The following is a 20,288-nucleotide window of genomic DNA, read 5'->3' as shown; positions in this document are numbered from 1 at the left end:
CATGGACAACATGATTGAAAACGCCAACCGCCCAACCGTGCTGGTGGTAGACGACACGCCGGACAACCTGTCACTGATGAGCGGTCTGCTCAAGGACAGCTACAAGGTGAAGATTGCCAACAACGGCGAGAAGGCACTGAAGATTGCAGAGTCGGTATCGCCGCCGGACCTGATCCTACTCGACATCATGATGCCGGGCATGGATGGCTATCAGGTATGCGAACGCCTCAAGGCACAGCCGAACACGCGTGACATCCCGGTGATCTTCCTGACCGCCAAGAGCGACCTCGAAGATGAGAAGAAAGGGCTAGACCTGGGCGCGGTCGACTACATCACCAAACCAATCAGCCCGCCGATCGTGCTCGCACGGGTGCACACCCACCTTGTCGTAAAGGCGAGCGCCGATTTCCTCAAGGACAAGAACGCCTTTCTCGAAGCGGAAGTGCAACGCCGCACGCGGGAAGTGCAGGCGATCCAGGATGTCACGATTCTCGCCATGGCTTCGCTGGCGGAAACCCGCGACAATGAGACGGGCAACCACATTCGCCGCACCCAGTTTTATGTCGATGCGCTCGCGCGCGAACTGCAGACCCACCCGCGCTTTGCCGCGGAACTGGACGACCGCACGATCGACGCGCTGTTCAAGTCTGCCCCGCTGCACGATATCGGCAAGGTGGGCATTCCGGACCGCATCCTGCTCAAGCCGGGGCGTTTCGAGCCGGAAGAGTTCGAGATCATGAAGACCCACACGACGCTCGGGCGCGACGCGATCCTGCACGCAGAACGCCAGCTCGGCATGGAGGTGCCTTTCCTCAAGCACGCGAAGGACATCGCCTACTCGCACCAGGAGAAGTGGGACGGCAGCGGCTATCCGGAGGGGCTCGCCGGCGAGGCGATCCCGCTGTCGGCGCGGCTGATGGCGGTGGCCGATGTGTACGACGCGTTGATTTCACGCCGGGTGTACAAGGCCGCGATGCCGCATGAGAAAGCGGTGGCAATCATCCGGGAGGGCCGCGGCAGCCATTTCGACCCTGACATCGTCGACGCCTTCCTTGCCATCCAGGATCGCTTTCGCGAGATCGCCTCGCGCTTCGTCGATACCGATCACGACATTGCGGAGAAGGCGGAGCAGCTCCTTCAGGCGGTGGGCCGGGTCATGGAGTTGGCGGCGCCACCTTCGGCACCAAAAGCGTAACGGTCGTCCCCTGCCCCTCGGCGCTCTGCAGCTCAACCGTGCCGCCGAGCAGCCCGGTGACAATGGTGTGCACGATGTGCATGCCGAGCCCGCTGCCACCGCGCCCCAGCTTGGTCGTGAAGAAGGGGTCGAACACCCTGCGCTGCATCGCCTCGCTGATGCCGACGCCGTCGTCCCACACCGTGATGCGGACGGCGTCTGCGCTATCGGCTTGCGCCTCGATCACCACCACCCCGTCATTGCGCCCCTCGAAGCCATGCACGATGGCGTTGTTGACCAGGTTGCTCAACACTTGCCCTAGCGGGCCGGGGAAGCTGTCCATTACCAGATCAGGCTCCACCACCGTATCAACCCGATAGGGTTTGAGTTTCAGCGTTGGCCTGAGCATCAGCAAGGTCTCGTCCATCACCTCTGCAACACGGAATTCGCGTCGGTTGGAGCTCGCCCGGTCGACCGCCACCTGCTTGAAGCTCGCGACCAATTCCGCAGCGCGCGAGAGGTTGCGTAGCAGGATGTCGCTCGCCTGTTCGGCGGTCTCGATGTACTCATGCAGCGTAGAGCGCCGCAGCCCTTCTTTCGCCTCACGCACCAACACGGTGGAGGCCTCGCTCAGTGTGGAGGTGACGGTCAGGCAATTGCCGATCGGCGTGTTCAGTTCGTGCGCCACGCCAGCCACGAGACTGCCGAGCGCCGCCATTTTCTCGGACTGAACCAGTTCGTCCTTCGCCTGTTCGAGCCGCGTCAGCGCGTCCGACAGATCCCGGTTGGCGCGCGTCAGCTGCGCGGTGCGTTCGCCAACGCGCTGCTCCAGCGTCGCGTTCATTTCACGCACCGCCTGCTCGTTGCGTCGGCTGGCGGTGACATCGATCAGCGACAGAATCAGGAGTTGTCGTTCGCCGTCGCGCATCAGCCGGCCAGACACCGCGCAGAGGATCTCGCCGCCGTCGCTGCGACGCATCCACGCTTCGCGACCAAGGCTTTCGCCGCGCTGAGCGAGGTCTTCGAGCAGCGCAGCGCGTTCGGCCGCACGCACCCACAGATGCAACTCAAGGCCGGTATGGCCCATGGCCTCTTCCAGCGAATAACCGAACTGGCGACACCAGACTTCGTTGCAATCCTGGATCACGTAGCCCGGCACGGCGCTGACCGACAAGGCCACCGGCGAGGCATGGAAGAGCTGGCTGAAGAGCTTCTGGCTGCGGCGCAGATTGTCTTCGGCGCGAAGCCGCGCGTATTCTTGGCCGATGCGTTCGGCCACCATTCGCACCAGCGAACGCGCTGTATCCGCAAATTCCAGCGCATGTGGCACAGCCACCAGCAGGGCCTCGGCACCGCTACCGTCGCCGCGTACGGGCACGGTGATCAGCAGATGCGGATGCACGCCCAGCAGCGGTGCCATCGCCGCCGCATCCGCCGCCGTCGGCATCCATTCGGCAAACTGGTTACTGCGCACGGCAGCAGCCAGCGCAGGTGCAGGCAAGCGACCCATCACCTCGTCACCATCAGCGCTGCGCAAGCCGGATAGCTCGACCGCTTCGTCGCCAACAATGCAGGCCAGCGCCGCCACAGCCGAGAAGCCCACCCCTTCGACGGCCGCGTCGAGCAGGCTGCGCAGCGCGTTACGGCCTGCGGCCGAGGCCAGACGGGCCAATGCCCGCTGCGCACGGCGCACCTCGGTTTCGTCGCGGATCACCGCCACCATGCAGGATTCGCCGGCAATGCTCACCTGCCGCGCGCTCACCACGCCCTCGGACACCCCGCCATCGGCGCGACGCATCTCGATCGGGATGCGATCCGCGCGCCCCTCGCTCATCACCCTGCGCGCAATCTCGTGGCGCTGTTCCGGATTCACGAAGAGCCCCAGCTCGACCGAGGTGTGACCGATCGCCCGCGCACGCGGAATGCCGGTAACCCGCTCGAACGCGTCGTTGGCATCGTAGATCGTGCCATCCGAGATCCGCGACAAAGTCACGTAGTCCGGCACGGCCAGGAAAGCGGCCGAGAAGCGCAGCTCGGAATCGCGCAGCGCGCGTTCCGCCGCGACACGTTCAGTCATGTCGTGGAAGCACAGGGCAACCACGCCGGCATGGTGCCGGAACACCACCAGATCCAGCACCCGCTCGCAACCCGGCGCGATGTACTCGTAACCGGGCAGCGCAACGCTGCCGCCGTCGCGGGCCACGCGCTGGCAGGCATGTTCGAGCACCGTGTTGTCGAAGCCGGCATAGGCGCCCTGCAGCGAATGGCCGCGCGTCGCCTCGTCCGAAACGAGCAGTACGCGGCCAACGAGTGGATTGGCCCCCAGCACGACCAGCCGGCCAGATGCCTCGACCCGTACCTCCACAACCCCCATCGGGGCGCCTTCGAGCAAGGTGCGCAAGCGCTCGGCACCAGCCCGCACTTCCCCCTCTCGGGCGCGCAGTCGCTCGAAGATCGTGTCCAGCGACTCGCCGATCTGCGCGAACTCGCTTACGCGCGTCGGCGGCAGGGCGGCGGGCTGCTTGCCGTCGGCGATCGCGCGTCCGCGCGCAGCAACGAGGTTGAGGCGGTTCGCCACGCGGCGCGCGGTACGGCTGCCGACGAACAGCAGCAGTCCGGTGGCCAGCAGCAGCCCGGCCAGGGTAATGGCGGCTGCGGCATACAGCGGCCCCATCACTTCATCGGTCGGCTGGCCGATCAGTGCCGCCCAACCCAGCGTCGGAATCGGTACCGCGCTGCCGATGTACTCGCGCCCGTCCAGCAAGAAACGGCCTGTTGCCGATTCTCCATGCAAACCCTTGCGGACCAGATCGATATCGCTCAGGTTCACCTGCTCGCGCGCCTTGCTGCTGTCCGGATGTGCGATCACGCGGCCGGCGCGGTCGACCAGCACCGCCAGCACATTGCCGCCCCGCCGCAGGGCCGCCACGCTTTGCGAGAGGCGGTCGACATCCACCTCCGCAACCAGCACCTGCCCTTCTACCGGCACCGCCAGCGCCACCGAGATCTGGCCGCCGATCGGCGACAGGTAAGTTTCCGACCACACCGGGCGGTTCTCGCGCAACGCGTTGCGCACATAAGGCTGGCTGCCGAGCGAGAGGCCAATGAAGTTGTCGCGATAGGCCTGCCAGCGCTCCGGCAAACCGACGCTGGCAACCCGCCCCTCGTAGTCCACCAGCATCAGTGCGCCGGTTTGCCCTCGCGCAGCGGCCAGCGCATCGAACATCGTGGATAGCTGGTTGAGTGGCACCGCCTTGCGCAGGATTGCTGCGGCGGTATCCAGCCCCTGCGTGGGGGCGGCGAGAAAACTCATTACCTGCTCGGTGATAGCGTTCGCGAGCACCTTGTCGCGCGCCCGCAGCGAGCGTTCGAAAGATGGCAGCAAGTAGCCAAGCAGCGCCACGATCACCAGTAACAGCGGCAGCAGCCCGGCCGCTGCAAACTGCCACGAGAGGATGCGGCGCAGCGAGATCCGTCGGCTCATGGCGCCAGCACCACCTCGAAGCGCCCGTTGCGGATCTGCGTGACGTAGACGGTGCGCTGGGTGTCGCCGAAGCGATCGATCTTCATCGTGCCCTGCGACAGTTCGAACTGCCCAAGGCGCAACAGCGTCTGCTTAAGCGTCTCTCCGCCGCGCTGCTCGGCCAGCCCGGTGATGACCATGCGCGCCGCATCGTAGCCGCACACGGCGGCGAAGCCCGGATCATCACCAAAGCGTTCGCGGTAGCGCTGGCGAAAGGCAAGAAATGCCGGCTTCTTGTCGAAGCGATCAAAGTACTGCGATACGAACATCCCCTCCACCGCCGCGCCGCCCATATCGATCAGGCGGTCAGACCCGCCCCATTCGGCGGAGGCCAGTTGCACAGTGGCATTGCGCTTGCGCACCTGCTGCGCGAGCAGCGCGGTATCCACGGCGTTGGCCACAATCACGATGAGGTCTGGCCCGCTTGCCAGAAGGCGCTCGGCGAGCGCACTGAAATGAAGATCGGGGCGTGAGGTATAGGTCTGCGTATCGAGCACCTTGCCGCCGCCGGCTTCGAAGGGCAAGACGAAGGCCTTGTACCAGCTCTCGGAATAGGCGCGGTTGTTCAGGTCGTAAATCACCGCTGCACGCCTGAAGCCGCCGGCCAGATAGTGCGCGGCGTTGCGCGCTGCGTTGAAGCGTGTTGCTGCCACCACGCGAAAGAAATAGTCGTCGCGACCGCTCAGCTCGTCGGCCGTCGAGGTCGGACTCACCATCACCACTTGCTGCTGCGACACCAGATCGACGGTTGCCACCGACATCGCGCTGGTGGTGTGGCCCACGATGGCAGCAACCCGTTCGCTGATCAGCGAATTAACCGCCTGACGCGCCTTGTCGGCATCCTGCTCGTCGTTGCGCACCACCAATTCAAGCGGGCGGCCGTGCACACCGCCCTGCGCATTGAGCTCTTCAACCGCAATCGTGGCGCCATTGCGCCCGTCGATGCCAAGGTCGGCGACGCGACCGGAATAACCGCCGACGAAGCCGATACGGATCGGCTCTGGCCGGCCACAGGATGCGAGGCAGAGCAGCACACCGAGCCATGCGATCCGCCATACCTGCCCCGTCATCGCGCGCATCGGCCTCCCCTTTGTCTGGCGCCCGCGTTTACCTACGGCCGCAGGCGCACGGACTTGAAGCCGCCCGGGGGCCTTTGCGCCAAAACAAAGCCGTTTGAGCGGTATCAGTTCAGCATATAGGCCAAGAACGCGGCACCACCCGATCGTGGCGCCGCGCCCTAGCCAGCCCGGAGAAGACACCATGTTCCAAAAGATTCTGGTCGCCATCGACGGCAGCGAAGCATCGGCCAAAACGCTCGATGTCGCAGCCGGACTCGCAGTCGCCAACGAGGCACTGCTTATCGTTGCCCATGCCCTCGACGAAGGGCAAATGCCAATCCGCCAGAGCAGCGATCCGCTGCTGCTGTCGCGAACCGATGTCAAACGCGTATGGAAAGCCGAGGGCGAGGCGGTGCTGGCCGAAGCGAAAGCCAAGCTCGACCGGCCTGGCCTGCGGATGGAAACCGTCTTGCTCGAATCTGATAACGAACGCGCCGACGATCAGATCGCACACGCCGTCATCGCCAACGGCGTGGATCTCGTCGTGATCGGCTCGCACGGCCGACGCGGGTTCCAGCGTCTGGTGCTGGGTTCGGTCGCCGAGCGGGTGTTGCGCAAGGTTGAATGCTCGGTATTCGTCGTGCGTGCAAACGACTAGGCGCGAAGCCCAGCCGCCGAAGCACGCAGATTCGCTGCAGCGCCTGTGCTGACAAAGGGCGCCTAAAAAGCCAAAAGGGCCGCTGAGTAGCGGCCCTTTTGGTTCAAACATCGCGCGTTGCCTGACTTAGCTGCCGGGCTGTTCGCTCCAGCCGCCGCCGAGTGACTGATAAACGTCGACCAGCGAAGTCAGCCGGTCGCGCCGTGCCGTCACGAGCTGGCGTTCGGACTCCAGCCGCTCACGCTCTGCGTCCAGCAGATCGAGCCGGCTGGTCTGCCCTGCCCCAAAGGTCTTCGCCGCCAGCTCATAGACCCGCGTGCGGCTGTTGCGCAGCGTCTCGGTTGCCTGCAGGGCTTCGCGCGCACCACGCGCGGACGACAGCGCAGACAGCGCATCGGCATAGGCCTGCCGCGCCGCCTGGCGGTAAGTGAGCTCCGCCTGATCACGCTGCGCCTTGGCCTGGTCGACATCGGCCGACACGCGTGCGAGCCCGACCAGCGGCTGCGCGATCGCGCCAGCGACGTTCCAGTTGCGCGTGGCACCCGATAGCAGATCCGACAGCGAACCGCTCTCACCGCCGAAGAAGCCGGTCAGGCTGATGGTCGGGAACCAGCGTGCCCGTGCGGCCTCCACGTTGGCGCTCGACGCTGCGAGCTGCGCCTCGGCCGCACGTACATCGGGGCGGCGTTGCAGCAGTTCGGCATGCAGTCCAGCCGGGATCTCCGGCGCACGCGCCAGCACGTCGACCGGGCTACCGCGTTCCGGCAAGCGTTCAGCCAGCTCGCGCGGGCTGCGGCCAAGCAGCAGCGACAGCGCCACTTCGGCCTGCTCGCGCGCCGCACGGATGCGCGGCAGCGCCGCCGCCACGCTGGAACGCTCAGCCTCGACCAAGGCGTAAGCGTACGCACCGATCACACCGGCATCGAAGCGGCGTTTCTGCAACGCGAGCAACTCGTCGCGGGTTTTCAGGGTACCGGCGTAGAGCGTCTCGTCGGCATCCAGCGCGCGCAGCGTGAAGTAGGCGCGTGCAGTCTGCGCTGCAATCGCGCTGCGGGTTACTTCCTGGCCGTACTGGCTGGCGGCCAGGTTCTGCGCTGCCACTTCGCGTTCGGCAGCAAGGCGGCCGAACAGGTCGATCTCGTACGCCACCGTGAAGCCGCCAGTGAAGGTGTTGGCAAACTTCGGCTGACCCGGCTGGCGCGTGTCGTCCGCACTGCGCACCCGTGCGCCGGTGACACCTACATCCACCGTCGGCAGCAGGTTGGTGCGCGCCGCGGCCAGCGCACCGCGCGACTGGCGCACGCGGGCGGCGGCCAGTTCGACGTCGCCGTTGTGCGCGAGCGCTTCCGCGACATAGGCGTCCAGCACCGGGTCGCCGAAGCTGTGCCACCACTCGGTGATCGCGGCGGGTGCGGTTTGCTCGGCCGCCTTGGGCAGTTCCATTTGCGGCGGTGCCTTCGGCGTACCGGCGCAGGCGGCCAGCACCAGGGCGGCACCCAGCGTCAGCGCAAAGCGGCCACGGCGCATTGCGTCAGCGTTGTTGTTTCGTTCAGTCATGGCTCTTCCCTTCCTGCTCCAGTTCGGCGAGCGGGTGATGCGGGGGTGCAATCAGTTCATCGTCCGGCGTCTTCAGGCGGCGGTCGATCACGAGTTTGTAGAACAGCGGCACGAAGAACACCGCGAGGAAGGTGGCCGCCAGCATGCCGCCCATCACCCCGGTACCCACGCTCTGCCGCGCCCCGGCGCCGGCACCGTGCGAGATTGCCAACGGCAGCACACCGAGAATGAAGGCCAGCGAGGTCATGATGATCGGGCGGAAGCGCAGGCGTGCCGCTTCGATCGCTGCCGCGGCGGGCGGGAAGCCCTCCTGGTTCTTCAGCAACGCGTACTCGACGATCAGGATCGCGTTCTTGGCCGCAAGCCCCAGCAGCGTCACGAGACCGATCTGGAAGTACACATCGTTCGTGAAGCCGCGCAGCCACACCGCAGCCAGCGCGCCGAAGGTGCCGAACGGCAGCGCCAGCAGCACCGACAACGGCAGCGACCATTTCTCGTACAGCGCCGACAGGATCAGGAACACCATCACCACCGCCATGCCGAGTGCAAGGCCCGAAGTGCCCGAAGACCGCTTCTCCTGGTAGGACGAGCCCGTCCAGTCGTAGCTGAATTCCGGCGGCAGCACTTCCTTCGCGATCCGCTCAACCTCGGCGATGGCCTGGCCCGAGCTGTAGCCCGGTGCGGCGTTGCCGAGCAGCTTCACGGCCGGCAGGTTGTTGTAGCGCTCCAGCAGATCCGGGCCCGCGGTGTAGTCGACATGGGCGAAGGCAGACAGCGGCACCATCCCGCCCTTGCTGCTCTTCACGTAGATGCGCCCGATGTCGTCCGGCCGCTTGCGATAGCTCGAATCGGCCGACATCAGCACCTGCCAGGCACGGCCCGACTTGTTGAAGTCATTCACGTAGTAGGTGCCCATGGACGCCGCGAGCGTGTTGAACGCATCGTCGATATTCACCCCCAGCGCCTTGGCCTTGTTGCGGTCCACATCCACGTACAGCTGCGGCGAGTTGGCGCGCCACAGCGTCTGCACGCCAGCGAGCACCTTGCTCTGCGAAGCCGCGGCCTGGAAGGCGCCAACAACCTCGGCCATCTTCTTCGAGCCACCGTCACCGCGGTTCTGAATGTAGAACTCGAAGCCACCCGTGCTGCCCAGGCCAAAGATCGCCGGCGGCGGGAAGGCCAGCACCAGCGCCTCCTTGATGCCCGCGGTCTTGGCATACAGCTCGCCAACCAGTGCGGTGACCGGCACGTTGCGCTCGTCCCAATGCTTCTGCGTGACGAAGAGCGTGGCCGCGCTGTTCTTGTAACCGCCGCCGATGAAGTCGAAACCCGTGAAGGCCACGACGTCCTGGTTCGCAGGGTTGGATTTCACCGCGTCGATGACCTGCTTGACGACCTTGTCGGTGCGCTCAAGCGATGCGCCGTCCGGCAGGAACACCGCCGAGATGTAGAAGCCCTGGTCCTCGTCCGGCACCAGCGAGCCCGGCGTGAACTTCCACAGCCCGGCGGTCACCGCAACCATGGCAAGGAACAACGCTGCGCCGATGCCCGAGCGGCGGATCACCCAGGTCACGCCGCCGATGTAGCGGCCGGTGGCGCGGTGGAACCAGTCGTTGAAGCGCAGGAAGAACGGGTTGGTCTGCTTGTGCTCGTGCTTGAGGATCAGCACGCACAGCGCCGGCGTCATCGTTAGCGCGATGATGCCCGACAGCGTGACCGAGATCGAAATCGTGATCGCGAACTGGCGGAACAGCTCGCCGGTCAGCCCGCCGAGGAAGGCGATCGGCACGAACACCGAACACAGCACCAGGACGATCGCGATGACCGGGCCAGTCACTTCCTTCATCGCCTGGATCGCCGCTTCGCGAGCGTGCAGCCCTTCCTCGTGCATGATCCGTTCGACGTTTTCCAGCACCACGATCGCGTCATCGACGACGATACCGATCGACAACACCATACCGAACAGCGTCAGCGTGTTGATCGAGTAGCCCAGCAGATGCAGGCCGGCGAAGGTGCCGATCAGCGACACCGGCACCGCCAGCGTCGGGATCAGCGTCGCACGCCAGTTCTGCAGGAACAGGAAGACGACAAGGAACACCAGCACCATTGCTTCGCCCAGCGTCTTGAGCACTTCGCGGATCGAGACTTCAACGAAGCGCGTGGTGTCGTAGGGCACGCTGTAGGTGAAGCCCTGCGGGAAGCGATCCGACATGCCGGCGAGCGTCTTCTTCACCTCTGCCGCAACATCCAGCGCGTTGGCGCCGGGCTGCAGGAAGATGCCGACGAGGGTTGCCGGGTGGCCGTTGATGCGGCCGATGAAGTCGTAGTCCTTCGAGCCCAGCTCAACGCGAGCAACATCCTTCAGGCGCAGCGAAGAGCCATCCGGGTTGGCGCGCACGATGATGTTTTCGAACTCTTCGACGCTCGACAGCCGGCCCTTGGTGGTCACGGTATAGACCATCTCCTGCCCGCCGCCGGTCGGCGCCTGACCCACCTTGCCGGCCGCGAACTGCGCGTTCTGCTCATTCAGCGCCGCGGCAATGTCAGCCACCGTCACCTTCAGCTGCGTCATGCGATCCGGGCGGATCCACACGCGCATCGCGTAGTCCTTGGCGCCGAAGATCTGCACGTTGGTCGTACCCGGAATGCGCTTCAAGGCATCGAGCACGTTCAGCGTGACGTAGTTCGACGTGAAGAGATCGTCGTAGCGGCCATCCGGCGAGTAGAACGCGAGCACCTGCAGGAAGGACGAAGAGCCCTTCTCCACCGTCACGCCCTGGCGCCGTACTTCCAGCGGCAGCTTGGCTTCAACCTGCTTGACGCGGTTATTGACGTTGAGCGCCGCCTGATCGACCTTGGTGCCGATCTCGAAGGTCACGGCAATCGTCATCACGCCGCTGGAGGTCGAGGTCGACTGCATGTACATCATGCCTTCGACGCCGTTGATCGCGTTTTCCAGCGTCGCTGCGACCGTCTGCTCCAGCACGTTGGCCGAGGCGCCGGGGTATACCGCGGTCACCTGCACTACCGGTGGCGCTATCTCGGGGTACTGCGCAATTGGCAGACTGCGCATCGCCGCCAAGCCCGCCAGCACCATGAAAATGGAGATGACGAAGGCAAAGATCGGCCTGTCTATGAAAAATCGGGAGAACATGGCTCAGTGCCTCCGGCTTATTGCTTGGCAGCCGGGGCGGACTGGGCTACCGGCGCAGCGCCGCCAACCTTGACCGGCGCGCCGGGGAAGAAGATGCGGGCAGTGCCGTCCACGATCACCTGGTCACCCGGCTTGAGGCCGTCGCGAATCACCCAGGCATTCGCCAGATCACCGTCGAGCTTGACCCACTCACCCACCTGCACCGGACGCGGCTGCGCGATCGTCGCGCCTTCCTTACCCTGGCCCACCACATAAACGTACTTGCCGTTCGGCGAATCGAGCACCGCACGCTGCGGCAGCACCACGGCTTGCGGGCGCGTCGCGCCACTCAGGATCACGCGCACGAACTGGCCCGGCGCCAGCTTGCCGTCGGCGTTCGGCACACTCGCACGGGCAGCGAAGCTGCCAGTGTTCGAATCGGCCTTGTAGTCGTGGAAGTCGATGCGGCCAACACGATCGAGCATCGAGCCATCGGAGAGCTTCAGCTTCACCGCGAAGCCATCCTTGGGCAGCACCAGCTTGCCGTTGCTCGCTTCGTCACGCAGGCGCAGCGCTTCTTCCTCGCCAACGCCGTAGTTCACATGGGCCGGATCGGTCTGCGCCAGCGTTGCGAGCAGGCTGTCCCCCCCCGCGGCGGCGAGCCCACCCTCCACCTTCAGCGCGCGTCCCGCCACACCGCCAAGCGGCGCGCGGACTTCGGTGTAGCCGAGGTCAATGCGTGCGGTCGTCAGATCGGCTTCAGCCGATTTCACCGCCGCGCGAGCGAGTTCGAAGGCCGATGCGGCGTCGTCCGCATCCTTCTGGCTCACCGCCTGCTCGGCCGCCAGCGGCTTGATCCGGTTGTATTCGCGCTCGGCTTGCTTCAGGCGCGCCTGCGCTTGCGTCAGCGCCGCTTCGGCGGCGGCAACGCGCGCACGGAACGGCGCCTGGTCGATCAGGAACATCGGCTGGCCGGCCTTGAGCAGGCTACCTTCTTCGTACAGGCGCTTCTCGATGATGCCGGTGACGCGCGCGCGCACCTCGATCTCGCGCGAGCCGGCCACCTGGCCGACGTACTCGAAATCGACCGGCACATCGCGCAGCGCAACGGTGGCCACGGCCACATCGGCCGGCGGCATGCCGCCGTGCCCCTGCTGGCCGCCCTGCTTGCCGCAGGCAACTAAAACAACGGAAAGCGCCGCCAGCGCAATCGCGCTGCGCACCGACGGGGGAGAAATCCGGGAGGGATGCATGGTGGTGTCCTCTGCAAGGGGAGAGAAGCGTTGCCGCCGGGCGTACCGGGACAATCCGAATTGACAAACGATGGTGATTTTAGATACATACACGAATGTTTGTAAATCACTGATCGTGTCGTTGTGTATCACCCACGCTACTTGACCCGTATCAGCGCAGCCGACACCACACCTTAGTACACAGAGAACATGGTCAGACGAACCAAAGAACAGGCAGAAGCCACCCGCACGCAACTGCTTGATGCGGCAGAAGCGCTCTTCTGTGACAAGGGCGTCGCATCGACGACGCTGGACATGATTGCGCGCGCACCAGGCGTGACGCGCGGTGCCGTCTACTGGCACTTCAAGAACAAAGCCGAGATTTTCGAGGCGGTATGTGACCGCGCGACGTCACCGATGGAAACCATGCTCGACACGCTGGCGGCGGAATCGGGCGACGACCCGCTCGGCGCACTCGAGCGCCAGGCCTGCGGCATCCTGCAACTGGTTGCCGGCGATGCGCGGATGCGCGCCGTGCTGGAAATCCTCTTCCGCGGATTCGACGGTGGAGCCGAATTCGCCGAGTACCTCGCGCGCGAGGAGGAGAGCAAACGCAACTGCCGTTGCGAGATCGAATCGGTGCTCGTAGCCGCCGCAGCGCGTGGCCAGCTGCCGCCGGATACCAGCCCGGCGAAGGCGGCCGTCGCCATCACTGCCTTCGTCGGCGGCCTGATGCGCGACTGGGTGCTCGACGGCGACTACGACCTCGCCGACATGGCACCCTACCTCACCCGCGTGTTCTTCAAGGGGCTGGCCAGCGCGTAAGCGCCCCGGCCTTGCGGGTTAGGTCGCCGCCGTTAGCTCGCGCCGCATCACGATCGCGTCTTCACGACGGCCCTCCGCCGCGGGGTAGTAATCGCGGCGTCGGCCGATCGGCGCGAAGCCCGCGCGCTCGTACAGGCGCAGGGCCGGCGCATTCGAAGGGCGCACTTCAAGGAACATCTGGCGCGCGCCGTGTTCCCACAAACCTTGCCCGAGCACGTCGAGGAACCAGCGCCCCAGCCCCTGCCCCTGCACCGCGCGCAACACACTGATGTTGAGCAGATGCGCTTCGTCGACGATCTTCAGGCTGATCGCATAGCCGAGCGGTGCATCGTCGCGCTCCAACACACAACAAGCGTGACCCGCCTCAAGCGAGTCGAGGAAGTTCCCGCGGCTCCACGGAAACGCATGCAGCACCGATTCCGCCTCGCAGACCCAGTCCAGATCGTCGACGGTCATCGGGCGAACCCGCAGCGCCGACGTCATGCTTTCATGGCCTTCGCCACACGTTCGGCCGTCGTCAGCGCCACCTTGTCGCGCACGTAACGCGGCGCGAGCGCCTCCGGCGCAACCACTTCGGGCCGATGCGCCGCGCACCAGCGCAGCAGGCCGGCCGCATCGGGCAACGCACGGACGTCGCCCTCGTCGAGCAGCGTCAACACGGCTGGCGCGAACGAGGCGCGGTATTCAGTAAAGCCCGCGCCACACACTGTCCAACGCTCCCCGTCGGGCAGCGTCAGCGCGTCCGGCGCGCAAACGCCGATCGCTTCGCGTTGCAGCAACCCGCTGGCGTCGCGCCGGTAGCGCGCCCAGTAGACCTCGCCCATTCGCGCATCCAGCAGCGCCAGCACGGTGTCGGCCGCCTCGGCGTGCGCAACCGCGTCGAGCGACACGACCGGCGCCACCGCAACACCTCGCGCGACGGCCAGCCCCTGTGCCACCGAGCACGCCACACGCACACCGGTGAAGGCGCCAGGACCAACGCTGACGGCGATACCTTCGAGCTGATCGAGGGAGATGCCGGTATCGGCGAGCAGGCCCGAGATACTGGCAATGACTTCGCCCGAAGCAGGCGCATTGCCGCCACCGAGCACGCGGCTTTCGATGCCGTCGCCCGTTTGCAGCGCGACCGACGAGGTATTGCCTGAGGTTTCTATTGCAAGCCAGTTCATGCGCGAATGATATCAAGCGGAGGTGGCACCAAAGAAAACGGGCGCCCCGCAAGGCGCCCGTTGCTCACCGGAAACCGGCAGCGATTACATCTGAGCGATCATCGCGTCGCCGAAGGCCGAGCACGACACTTCGGTCGCGCCGTCCATCAGGCGGGCGAAGTCGTAGGTCACGGTCTTGGCGGCGATCGCGCCTTCCATGCCCTTGATCACGAGGTCGGCGGCTTCCTTCCAGCCCAAGTGGCGCAGCATCATTTCAGCCGACAGGATCAGCGAACCGGGGTTCACCTTGTCCTTGCCGGCGTACTTCGGCGCGGTGCCGTGGGTGGCTTCGAAGCAGGCGTACTTGTCGGAGATGTTCGCACCCGGCGCGATGCCGATACCACCGACCTGTGCGGCCAGCGCATCGGAGATGTAATCGCCGTTCAGGTTCAGCGTGGCGATGGTGTCGTATTCGGCCGGGCGCAGCAGGATCTGCTGCAGGAAGGCGTCCGCGATAGCGTCCTTGACGATCACTTCACGACCCGTCTTCGGGTTCGTGAACTTGCACCACGGGCCGCCGTCGATTTCCACCGCGCCGAATTCGTTCTTCGCCAGTGCGTAGGCCCAGTCACGGAAGCCACCTTCGGTGAACTTCATGATGTTGCCCTTGTGCACGATCGTCAGCGACTTGCGGTCGTTGTCGATCACGTACTGCAGCGCAGCGCGCACCAGGCGCTCGGTACCCTGCTTGGAAACCGGCTTGATGCCGATGCCCGAGGTTTCCGGGAAGCGGATCTTCTTGACGCCCATCTCGTCCTGCAGGAACTTGATGATCTTCTTGGCCGGCTCGGACTCCGCCTGCCATTCGATGCCGGCGTAGATGTCTTCGGTGTTCTCGCGGAAGATGACCATGTTGGTCAGTTCCGGCTGCTTGAGCGGCGACGGCACGCCCTTGAAGTACTGCACCGGGCGCACGCACTGGTACAGATCCAGTTCCTGGCGCAGCGCCACGTTCAGCGAGCGGATGCCACCGCCGACCGGGGTGGTCATCGGGCCCTTGATCGAGACGGAGTAGTCCTTCAGCGCCTGGAAGGTTTCAGCGGGCAGCCACTGATCCGGGCCGTACTTCACGGTCGCCTTCTCGCCGGCGTAGACCTCCATCCAGTGGATCTTCTTCGCGCCGCCGTAGGCTTTGGCCACCGCAGCGTCGATCACCTTGATCATCACCGGGGTGATGTCGACACCGATACCGTCCCCCTCGATGAACGGAATGATCGGGTTGTTGGGAGTCGGCTGACCGGGAATGATTTTCTGGCCGCCGGCCGGGACCGTGATCAAAGACTGGGCGCTCATGACTGTTGCTTCCTCAGGATTGGGTCGTTGGATGTATTGTCGGCAAGGCTGGTGCGCGTCGCATCGCCGCGTGCTGCACGGCGATGCGTCCCCCCGCGCCACGATCCGCCCCCGCCTTTGAGGGTGGCCGTGGCCCTGCGCTGCAGGCCGCGCCACGAACGTCGCGCAGACCAAGCGCTGAATTATCGCCGATTTCGCGGCACCGCACCAAGGCGTGCCATCCGCGCAACGGCGGAATCATTACATTGCGAACCAACTCAATTTCCGCGAGTCACATCCGCTCACCATCTGCACTGGCAAAATGTGGGGCCCCGGCGCTTTCCGGGCGCACCTTTTTCGCGACTCCGACCCCCATGCACAACAAGAAACTCCTGATTGCGGCGTTCGCACTGGCAGCTGGCGTCGCCGGCTATGCCTACTTCAAACCTGCTCCGAGCGGCAACGCCAAGGGCGGCGACCCGACCATCAGCGTGCGTTTCGCGGCGGTCGAACGCCGCACGATCCCGGTCGTGTTCGAGACCAGCGGCTTTGTCACACCAGTGAGCAGCGTGGAGGTGCGTGCGCAGATTTCCAGCACGATTCGCGAGGTGCTGGTGAAGGAAGGCGACACGGTTGCGGCGGGTACCCCGCTTTTCCGGCTCGACGGCCGTGCCGAACGCGCCGCGCTGGACAAACTCAAGGCCCAGCACCTGCGGGACGAAGCACTGCTGGCCGATGCCCGACGCACGCTGACGCGGAACATCGAACTCAAATCGCGCGGCTTCGTGTCGCAAGGTGTTGTCGACGCCAGCAGCAGCAACGTCGACGCGCTGGAAGCCACGGTCGCCGCCGATCGCGCCGCCATCGCCGAAGCCCAGGTGGCCGCCGACTACGGCGTGATCGCCGCACCGCAAGCAGGCCGGGTGGGCCTGATCAATGTGCGCGTTGGCAGTCTGGTTCAACCGGGCAGCGCCCAAGCCCTTACGACGCTGACGCGGCTGGACCCGATCGACATTGCGTTCTCGCTGCCCGAAGCGCAACTCGCCCGACTGCGCGCAGCCCAAACAAAGGGGCCGGTTCATGTGCTGGCGAAGGATGATCAGGGTGAGCAGCAAGGCGAGCTCAACTTCATCGACAGCGCAGTCGACAGCAGCACCGGGGGCGTTCGTGTCAAAGCGCGCTTCGACAACGCGAAGCTGCGTCTTTGGCCCGGCGCCCAAGTCACCGTCGGGCTGACGCTCGACGCCTACCGCGACGCCCCGAGTGCGCCGCTGGCCGCAGTGCAGGTCGGGCCTGACGGCCAGTTCGTGTTCGCTGCGGATGCCGATGGTCGTGCCAAGTCCCTGCCGGTGAAGATCCTCTATCAGGACGCGGAGTACGCCGTACTGGATGGCGTGGAGCCCGGCACGAAAGTCGTGACCGTCGGAGGCCAGAACCTGCGCCCCGGTACCAAACTGCGCGATGCGGACAAGGAACAAGGCAAAGGCGGCCCGAAAGCCGGAGTGCAGCAATGAACCTGTCGGAGCTCTGCATTCGCAGGCCGGTGATGACTGTCCTGCTGTCGCTGTCCGCCGTCGTGGCGGGCATCCTGGGTTACCACTATCTACCGGTGGCCGCGCTGCCGAGTTACGACACCCCCACGATCAACGTCAATGCGACCTTGCCAGGGGCAAGCCCTGAAACAATGGCATCATCGGTTGCGTTGCCGCTCGAAAAGCAGTTTTCGACGATCGCCGGGCTGGTCACGATGAGTTCGAGCAACACGCTCGGCAACACCTCGATCACGCTGGAGTTTGCGGCCGACCGCAACATCGATGCGGCTGCGGGTGATGTGCAGGCCGCGCTGCTGCGCGCGCAGCGTTCGCTGCCGACGGAAATGACCTCGATTCCGTCGTATCGCAAGCTCAACCCAGCGGATGCGCCGATCCTGATTCTCGCTCTCACCGCGCCGGCACTGAGCCTCTCCGAACTAAACGACTACGCGGACAACCTCGTCTCACCGACGCTATCGACGATCGATGGCGTTGCCCAGGTGATGAACTGGGGGCAAAAGAAGTTCGCCGTGCGGGTTCAGGCCGATCCCGACAAGCTGGCGGCACGCGGGCTGACCCTGGATCAACTCGCGAGCGCGATCAAGGCGGCGAACTCGAATTCCCCACTGGGTGTGCTGCGCGGCCCCGACCAGACGCTGGTGCTCGACTCGAACCGCCAGCTACGCCACGCTGAAGAGTTCCAGTCGATCATCGTCGCCGCCCGGGACAACCAGCCGGTGCGGCTGTCCGATGTCGCCAAGGTGGTCGATTCGATCGAGACCACCACCACCGCCAGCTGGGCAGACGGTCATCGCTCGATCGTGCTGGCGGTGCAGAAGCAGCCAGGCGCCAACACCGTCGCCACCGTCGACGCGATCCGCGCGATCCTGCCGCGACTCGAGGCGCAGATGCCGGCATCGGTGCAGATCAAAGTGATCAACGACCGCTCGGTATCGGTTCGCGAAGCGATCCACGACGTGCAGCTCACCATGATGGGCACCATCGCGCTGGTAGTGCTGGTGATGTTCCTGTTCCTGCGCCACGCCGCCGCCACGCTGATCCCATCGGTCACCTTGCCGATTTCGCTGCTCGGCACGCTGGGCCTGATGTTCGTACTGGGTTACAGCCTCGACAACATCTCGCTGCTGGGCCTCACCCTCGCCGTCGGCCTTGTGGTGGACGACGCGATCGTGGTGCTGGAGAACATCGTGCGCCATGTGGAAGAAGGCATGCCGCCAATGCAGGCTGCCGTCACCGGTGCGCGCGAGGTGAGCTTCACGATCATCTCGATCTCGTTGTCGCTGGTCGCGGTGTTCATCCCGATCTTCTTCATGCCGGGCGTGATCGGCCTGCTCTTCCATGAGTTTGCGGTGGTCGTGATGCTGGCGATCATCGTGTCGGCAATCGTGTCGCTGACGCTGATCCCGTTGATGGGTAGCCGCTTCCTGCGACCGGAAGCCGAGCAGCATCAGAACCGCATGCTGCTGGCCTTTGAGCACGGTTTTGAGCGCGTACAGCGGGGCTATGCACGCAGTCTGGATCTGGCCTTGCGACATCGCATCGCAGTCGGTGCGGTCGCGGTACTGACGATCTTCGCCAGCGTGTGGCTGTTCGCGGCGAGCCCGAAGGGTTTCTTCCCACAGGAAGACATCGGCCAGATCCAGGTCACTGCCGAAGCGTCGAGCGACGCGTCGTACGAAGCCTTGCTGCGCCACGCCGAGCGGATGATGAAGGTGATCGGCAGCGACCCCGCGGTGGAAGGCTTCGCCGCATCGGTCTCCGAAACCAACGCGCGGATGTTCCTGCGACTCAAGCCCCGCAGCGAGCGCGATGCGATGCCGGTGATCGTGGAGCGCATGCGCAAGGAGGCGAAGAAGCTGCCCGGCATCGACGTGTACTTCACGCCCACGCAGAACCTGCGGCTAGGCGGGCGGCAATCGCGCAGCCAGTTCCAGTATGTGCTGCAAAGCGTCAATGGCGGCGAGCTGACCGCGTGGGCAGATCGACTGAAACAAGCCCTCTCGGCCGACCCGCTGTTCCGCGATGTCACCACCGATTCACAGCTCAAGGGGCTCAATGCGCGGCTGGATGTCGACCGCGAACGCGCGAATCTTTACGGCGTCGCACTCGCCGACATCCGCACCGCGCTCTACAGCGCCTTCGGCGATCGGCAGGTCTCGACGATCTACACCTCAAGCGGCAGCTACGAGGTGATCCTGGAACTTGAAGACGCCTTCCGCCGCGACGAACGCGCCCTCGGCCGCATTCAGGTTCGCAGTGCCAACGGCAGCCTGGTGCCGCTCTCGAACGTGGCCACCGTGCAGCGTATAGCCGGCCCGACCGCGGTGAACCACCAGGGCCAGCTACAAGCGGTCACGGTGTCCTTCAACCTCGCGCCGGGTGCGGCGCTGGGCGAAGCAACGAAACGCCTGCACGAAGCGGAAAAGCGCATCGGCATGCCGAACGGTATCCTCACCGCGTTCGCCGGCGACGCGGCGGCCTTTCAGCAATCGCAAGGGGCGCAGGTGGTGCTGATCATCGCCGCATTGCTGGTGATCTATGTGCTGCTGGGCGTGCTGTACGAGAGCTACATCCACCCGATCACCATCCTGGCCGGTTTGCCGTCGGCCGCGGTAGGCGCCTTGCTCACGCTGCGCCTGTTCGGCATGGAGATCACCATCATCGCCAGCATCGGCATCGTGCTGCTGATCGGCATCGTGAAGAAGAACGCGATCATGATGATCGACTTCGCCGTTGAGGCGCAGCGCAGCGGTGCAACACCGCTGGAGGCGATCCGCCAGGCCTGCGCGCTGCGCTTCCGGCCGATCACGATGACCACGCTCGCCGCGCTGGCGGGTGCGCTGCCGCTGGCGCTCGGGCTCGGTGCCGGCGCCGAGCTGCGCCAGCCGCTTGGCGTATCGGTGGTGGGTGGCCTCATCTTCTCGCAGCTGATCACGCTGTTCATCACGCCGGTGATCTACCTCGGCTTCGAAGACCTGCGCGCCCGCTTCGCAAAACCGAAACTGGCCTCAGCGTGATCCGCCCTGCGATGCGAATGGCATCACGGGAGCGAACAGCGGCATGACATTAGAATCTCCGGGACTACCCGGAGATTC

13 protein-coding genes are annotated in these 20,288 nt (G+C 65.2%); 5 read left to right on the top strand and 8 right to left on the bottom strand.

Annotated elements, in window-relative coordinates:
• Position 1 precedes the first annotated feature (1 nt).
• On the top strand, positions 2–1,195 hold the full coding sequence (locus ACE3P0_RS07165; protein ID WP_374401316.1) for a two-component system response regulator: 1,194 nt from the start codon (positions 2–4) through the stop codon (positions 1,193–1,195).
• Here ACE3P0_RS07165 and ACE3P0_RS07160 read toward each other — a convergent pair.
• Together ACE3P0_RS07160 and ACE3P0_RS07155 are read right to left on the bottom strand one after the other, a co-directional pair.
• Positions 1,155–4,658, bottom strand: coding sequence for an ATP-binding protein (locus ACE3P0_RS07160; protein ID WP_374401315.1), 3,504 nt, complete (start codon positions 4,656–4,658; stop codon positions 1,155–1,157). The genes ACE3P0_RS07165 and ACE3P0_RS07160 overlap by 41 nt on opposite strands.
• Positions 4,655–5,776 carry an ABC transporter substrate-binding protein gene (locus ACE3P0_RS07155; RefSeq protein ID WP_374401313.1) on the bottom strand — a complete coding sequence of 374 codons (1,122 nt, stop codon included), beginning with the start codon at positions 5,774–5,776 and terminating at the stop codon, positions 4,655–4,657. The genes ACE3P0_RS07160 and ACE3P0_RS07155 overlap by 4 nt, the downstream gene beginning before the upstream one ends.
• A gap of 181 nt (positions 5,777–5,957) precedes the next feature.
• Here ACE3P0_RS07155 and ACE3P0_RS07150 point away from each other — a divergent pair, with 181 nt between their 5' ends.
• Positions 5,958–6,413 carry a universal stress protein gene (locus tag ACE3P0_RS07150; RefSeq protein WP_374401311.1) on the top strand — a complete coding sequence of 152 codons (456 nt, stop codon included), beginning with the start codon at positions 5,958–5,960 and terminating at the stop codon, positions 6,411–6,413.
• Positions 6,414–6,539: 126 nt separating this feature from the next.
• Here ACE3P0_RS07150 and ACE3P0_RS07145 read toward each other — a convergent pair whose 3' ends face one another.
• From ACE3P0_RS07145 to ACE3P0_RS07135, 3 genes are read right to left on the bottom strand one after another with little or no spacing between them, the layout of a single operon-like run.
• Positions 6,540–7,970, bottom strand: a complete 1,431-nt coding sequence (locus ACE3P0_RS07145) for an efflux transporter outer membrane subunit (protein WP_374401309.1) — start codon at positions 7,968–7,970, stop codon at positions 6,540–6,542.
• Complete coding sequence (locus ACE3P0_RS07140; RefSeq protein ID WP_374401307.1) at positions 7,963–11,124, bottom strand: efflux RND transporter permease subunit; 3,162 nt, start codon at positions 11,122–11,124, stop codon at positions 7,963–7,965. Before ACE3P0_RS07140 ends, ACE3P0_RS07145 begins: the two co-directional genes overlap by 8 nt.
• Before the next feature lie 17 nt (positions 11,125–11,141).
• Positions 11,142–12,356 (bottom strand): efflux RND transporter periplasmic adaptor subunit, encoded by a 1,215-nt coding sequence (locus ACE3P0_RS07135; RefSeq protein ID WP_374401305.1) that lies wholly within the window; start codon positions 12,354–12,356, stop codon positions 11,142–11,144.
• Between the two features lie 189 nt (positions 12,357–12,545).
• Between ACE3P0_RS07135 and ACE3P0_RS07130 the strand changes: the two genes are divergently transcribed.
• A complete protein-coding gene (locus tag ACE3P0_RS07130; protein ID WP_374401303.1) occupies positions 12,546–13,160 on the top strand; it encodes a TetR family transcriptional regulator in 615 nt (204 codons plus the stop codon).
• Positions 13,161–13,178: 18 nt separating this feature from the next.
• On the opposite strand, the gene rimI is transcribed toward ACE3P0_RS07130, so the two are convergent.
• The 3 genes from rimI to icd form a co-directional block, all read right to left on the bottom strand.
• Complete coding sequence (gene rimI / locus ACE3P0_RS07125) at positions 13,179–13,643, bottom strand: ribosomal protein S18-alanine N-acetyltransferase (RefSeq protein WP_374401300.1); 465 nt, start codon at positions 13,641–13,643, stop codon at positions 13,179–13,181.
• Complete coding sequence (tsaB, locus tag ACE3P0_RS07120) at positions 13,640–14,329, bottom strand: tRNA (adenosine(37)-N6)-threonylcarbamoyltransferase complex dimerization subunit type 1 TsaB (RefSeq protein ID WP_374401298.1); 690 nt, start codon at positions 14,327–14,329, stop codon at positions 13,640–13,642. The genes rimI and tsaB overlap by 4 nt, the downstream gene beginning before the upstream one ends.
• 84 nt (positions 14,330–14,413) lie before the next feature.
• Positions 14,414–15,661, bottom strand: a complete 1,248-nt coding sequence (icd, locus tag ACE3P0_RS07115; RefSeq protein WP_374401296.1) for an NADP-dependent isocitrate dehydrogenase — start codon at positions 15,659–15,661, stop codon at positions 14,414–14,416.
• Positions 15,662–16,014: 353 nt separating this feature from the next.
• Between icd and ACE3P0_RS07110 the strand changes: the two genes are divergently transcribed.
• Positions 16,015–17,154, top strand: coding sequence for an efflux RND transporter periplasmic adaptor subunit (locus ACE3P0_RS07110; protein WP_374401294.1), 1,140 nt, complete (start codon positions 16,015–16,017; stop codon positions 17,152–17,154).
• Positions 17,151–20,210 carry an efflux RND transporter permease subunit gene (locus ACE3P0_RS07105; protein ID WP_374401292.1) on the top strand — a complete coding sequence of 1,020 codons (3,060 nt, stop codon included), beginning with the start codon at positions 17,151–17,153 and terminating at the stop codon, positions 20,208–20,210. The genes ACE3P0_RS07110 and ACE3P0_RS07105 overlap by 4 nt, the downstream gene beginning before the upstream one ends.
• Positions 20,211–20,288 lie beyond the last annotated feature (78 nt).

It is taken from the genome of Niveibacterium sp. (genome assembly GCF_041909475.1).
In the GTDB taxonomy this organism is placed as follows: Bacteria; Pseudomonadota; Gammaproteobacteria; order Burkholderiales; family Rhodocyclaceae; genus Niveibacterium.
This window is presented reverse-complemented; position numbering and strand designations above follow the sequence as displayed.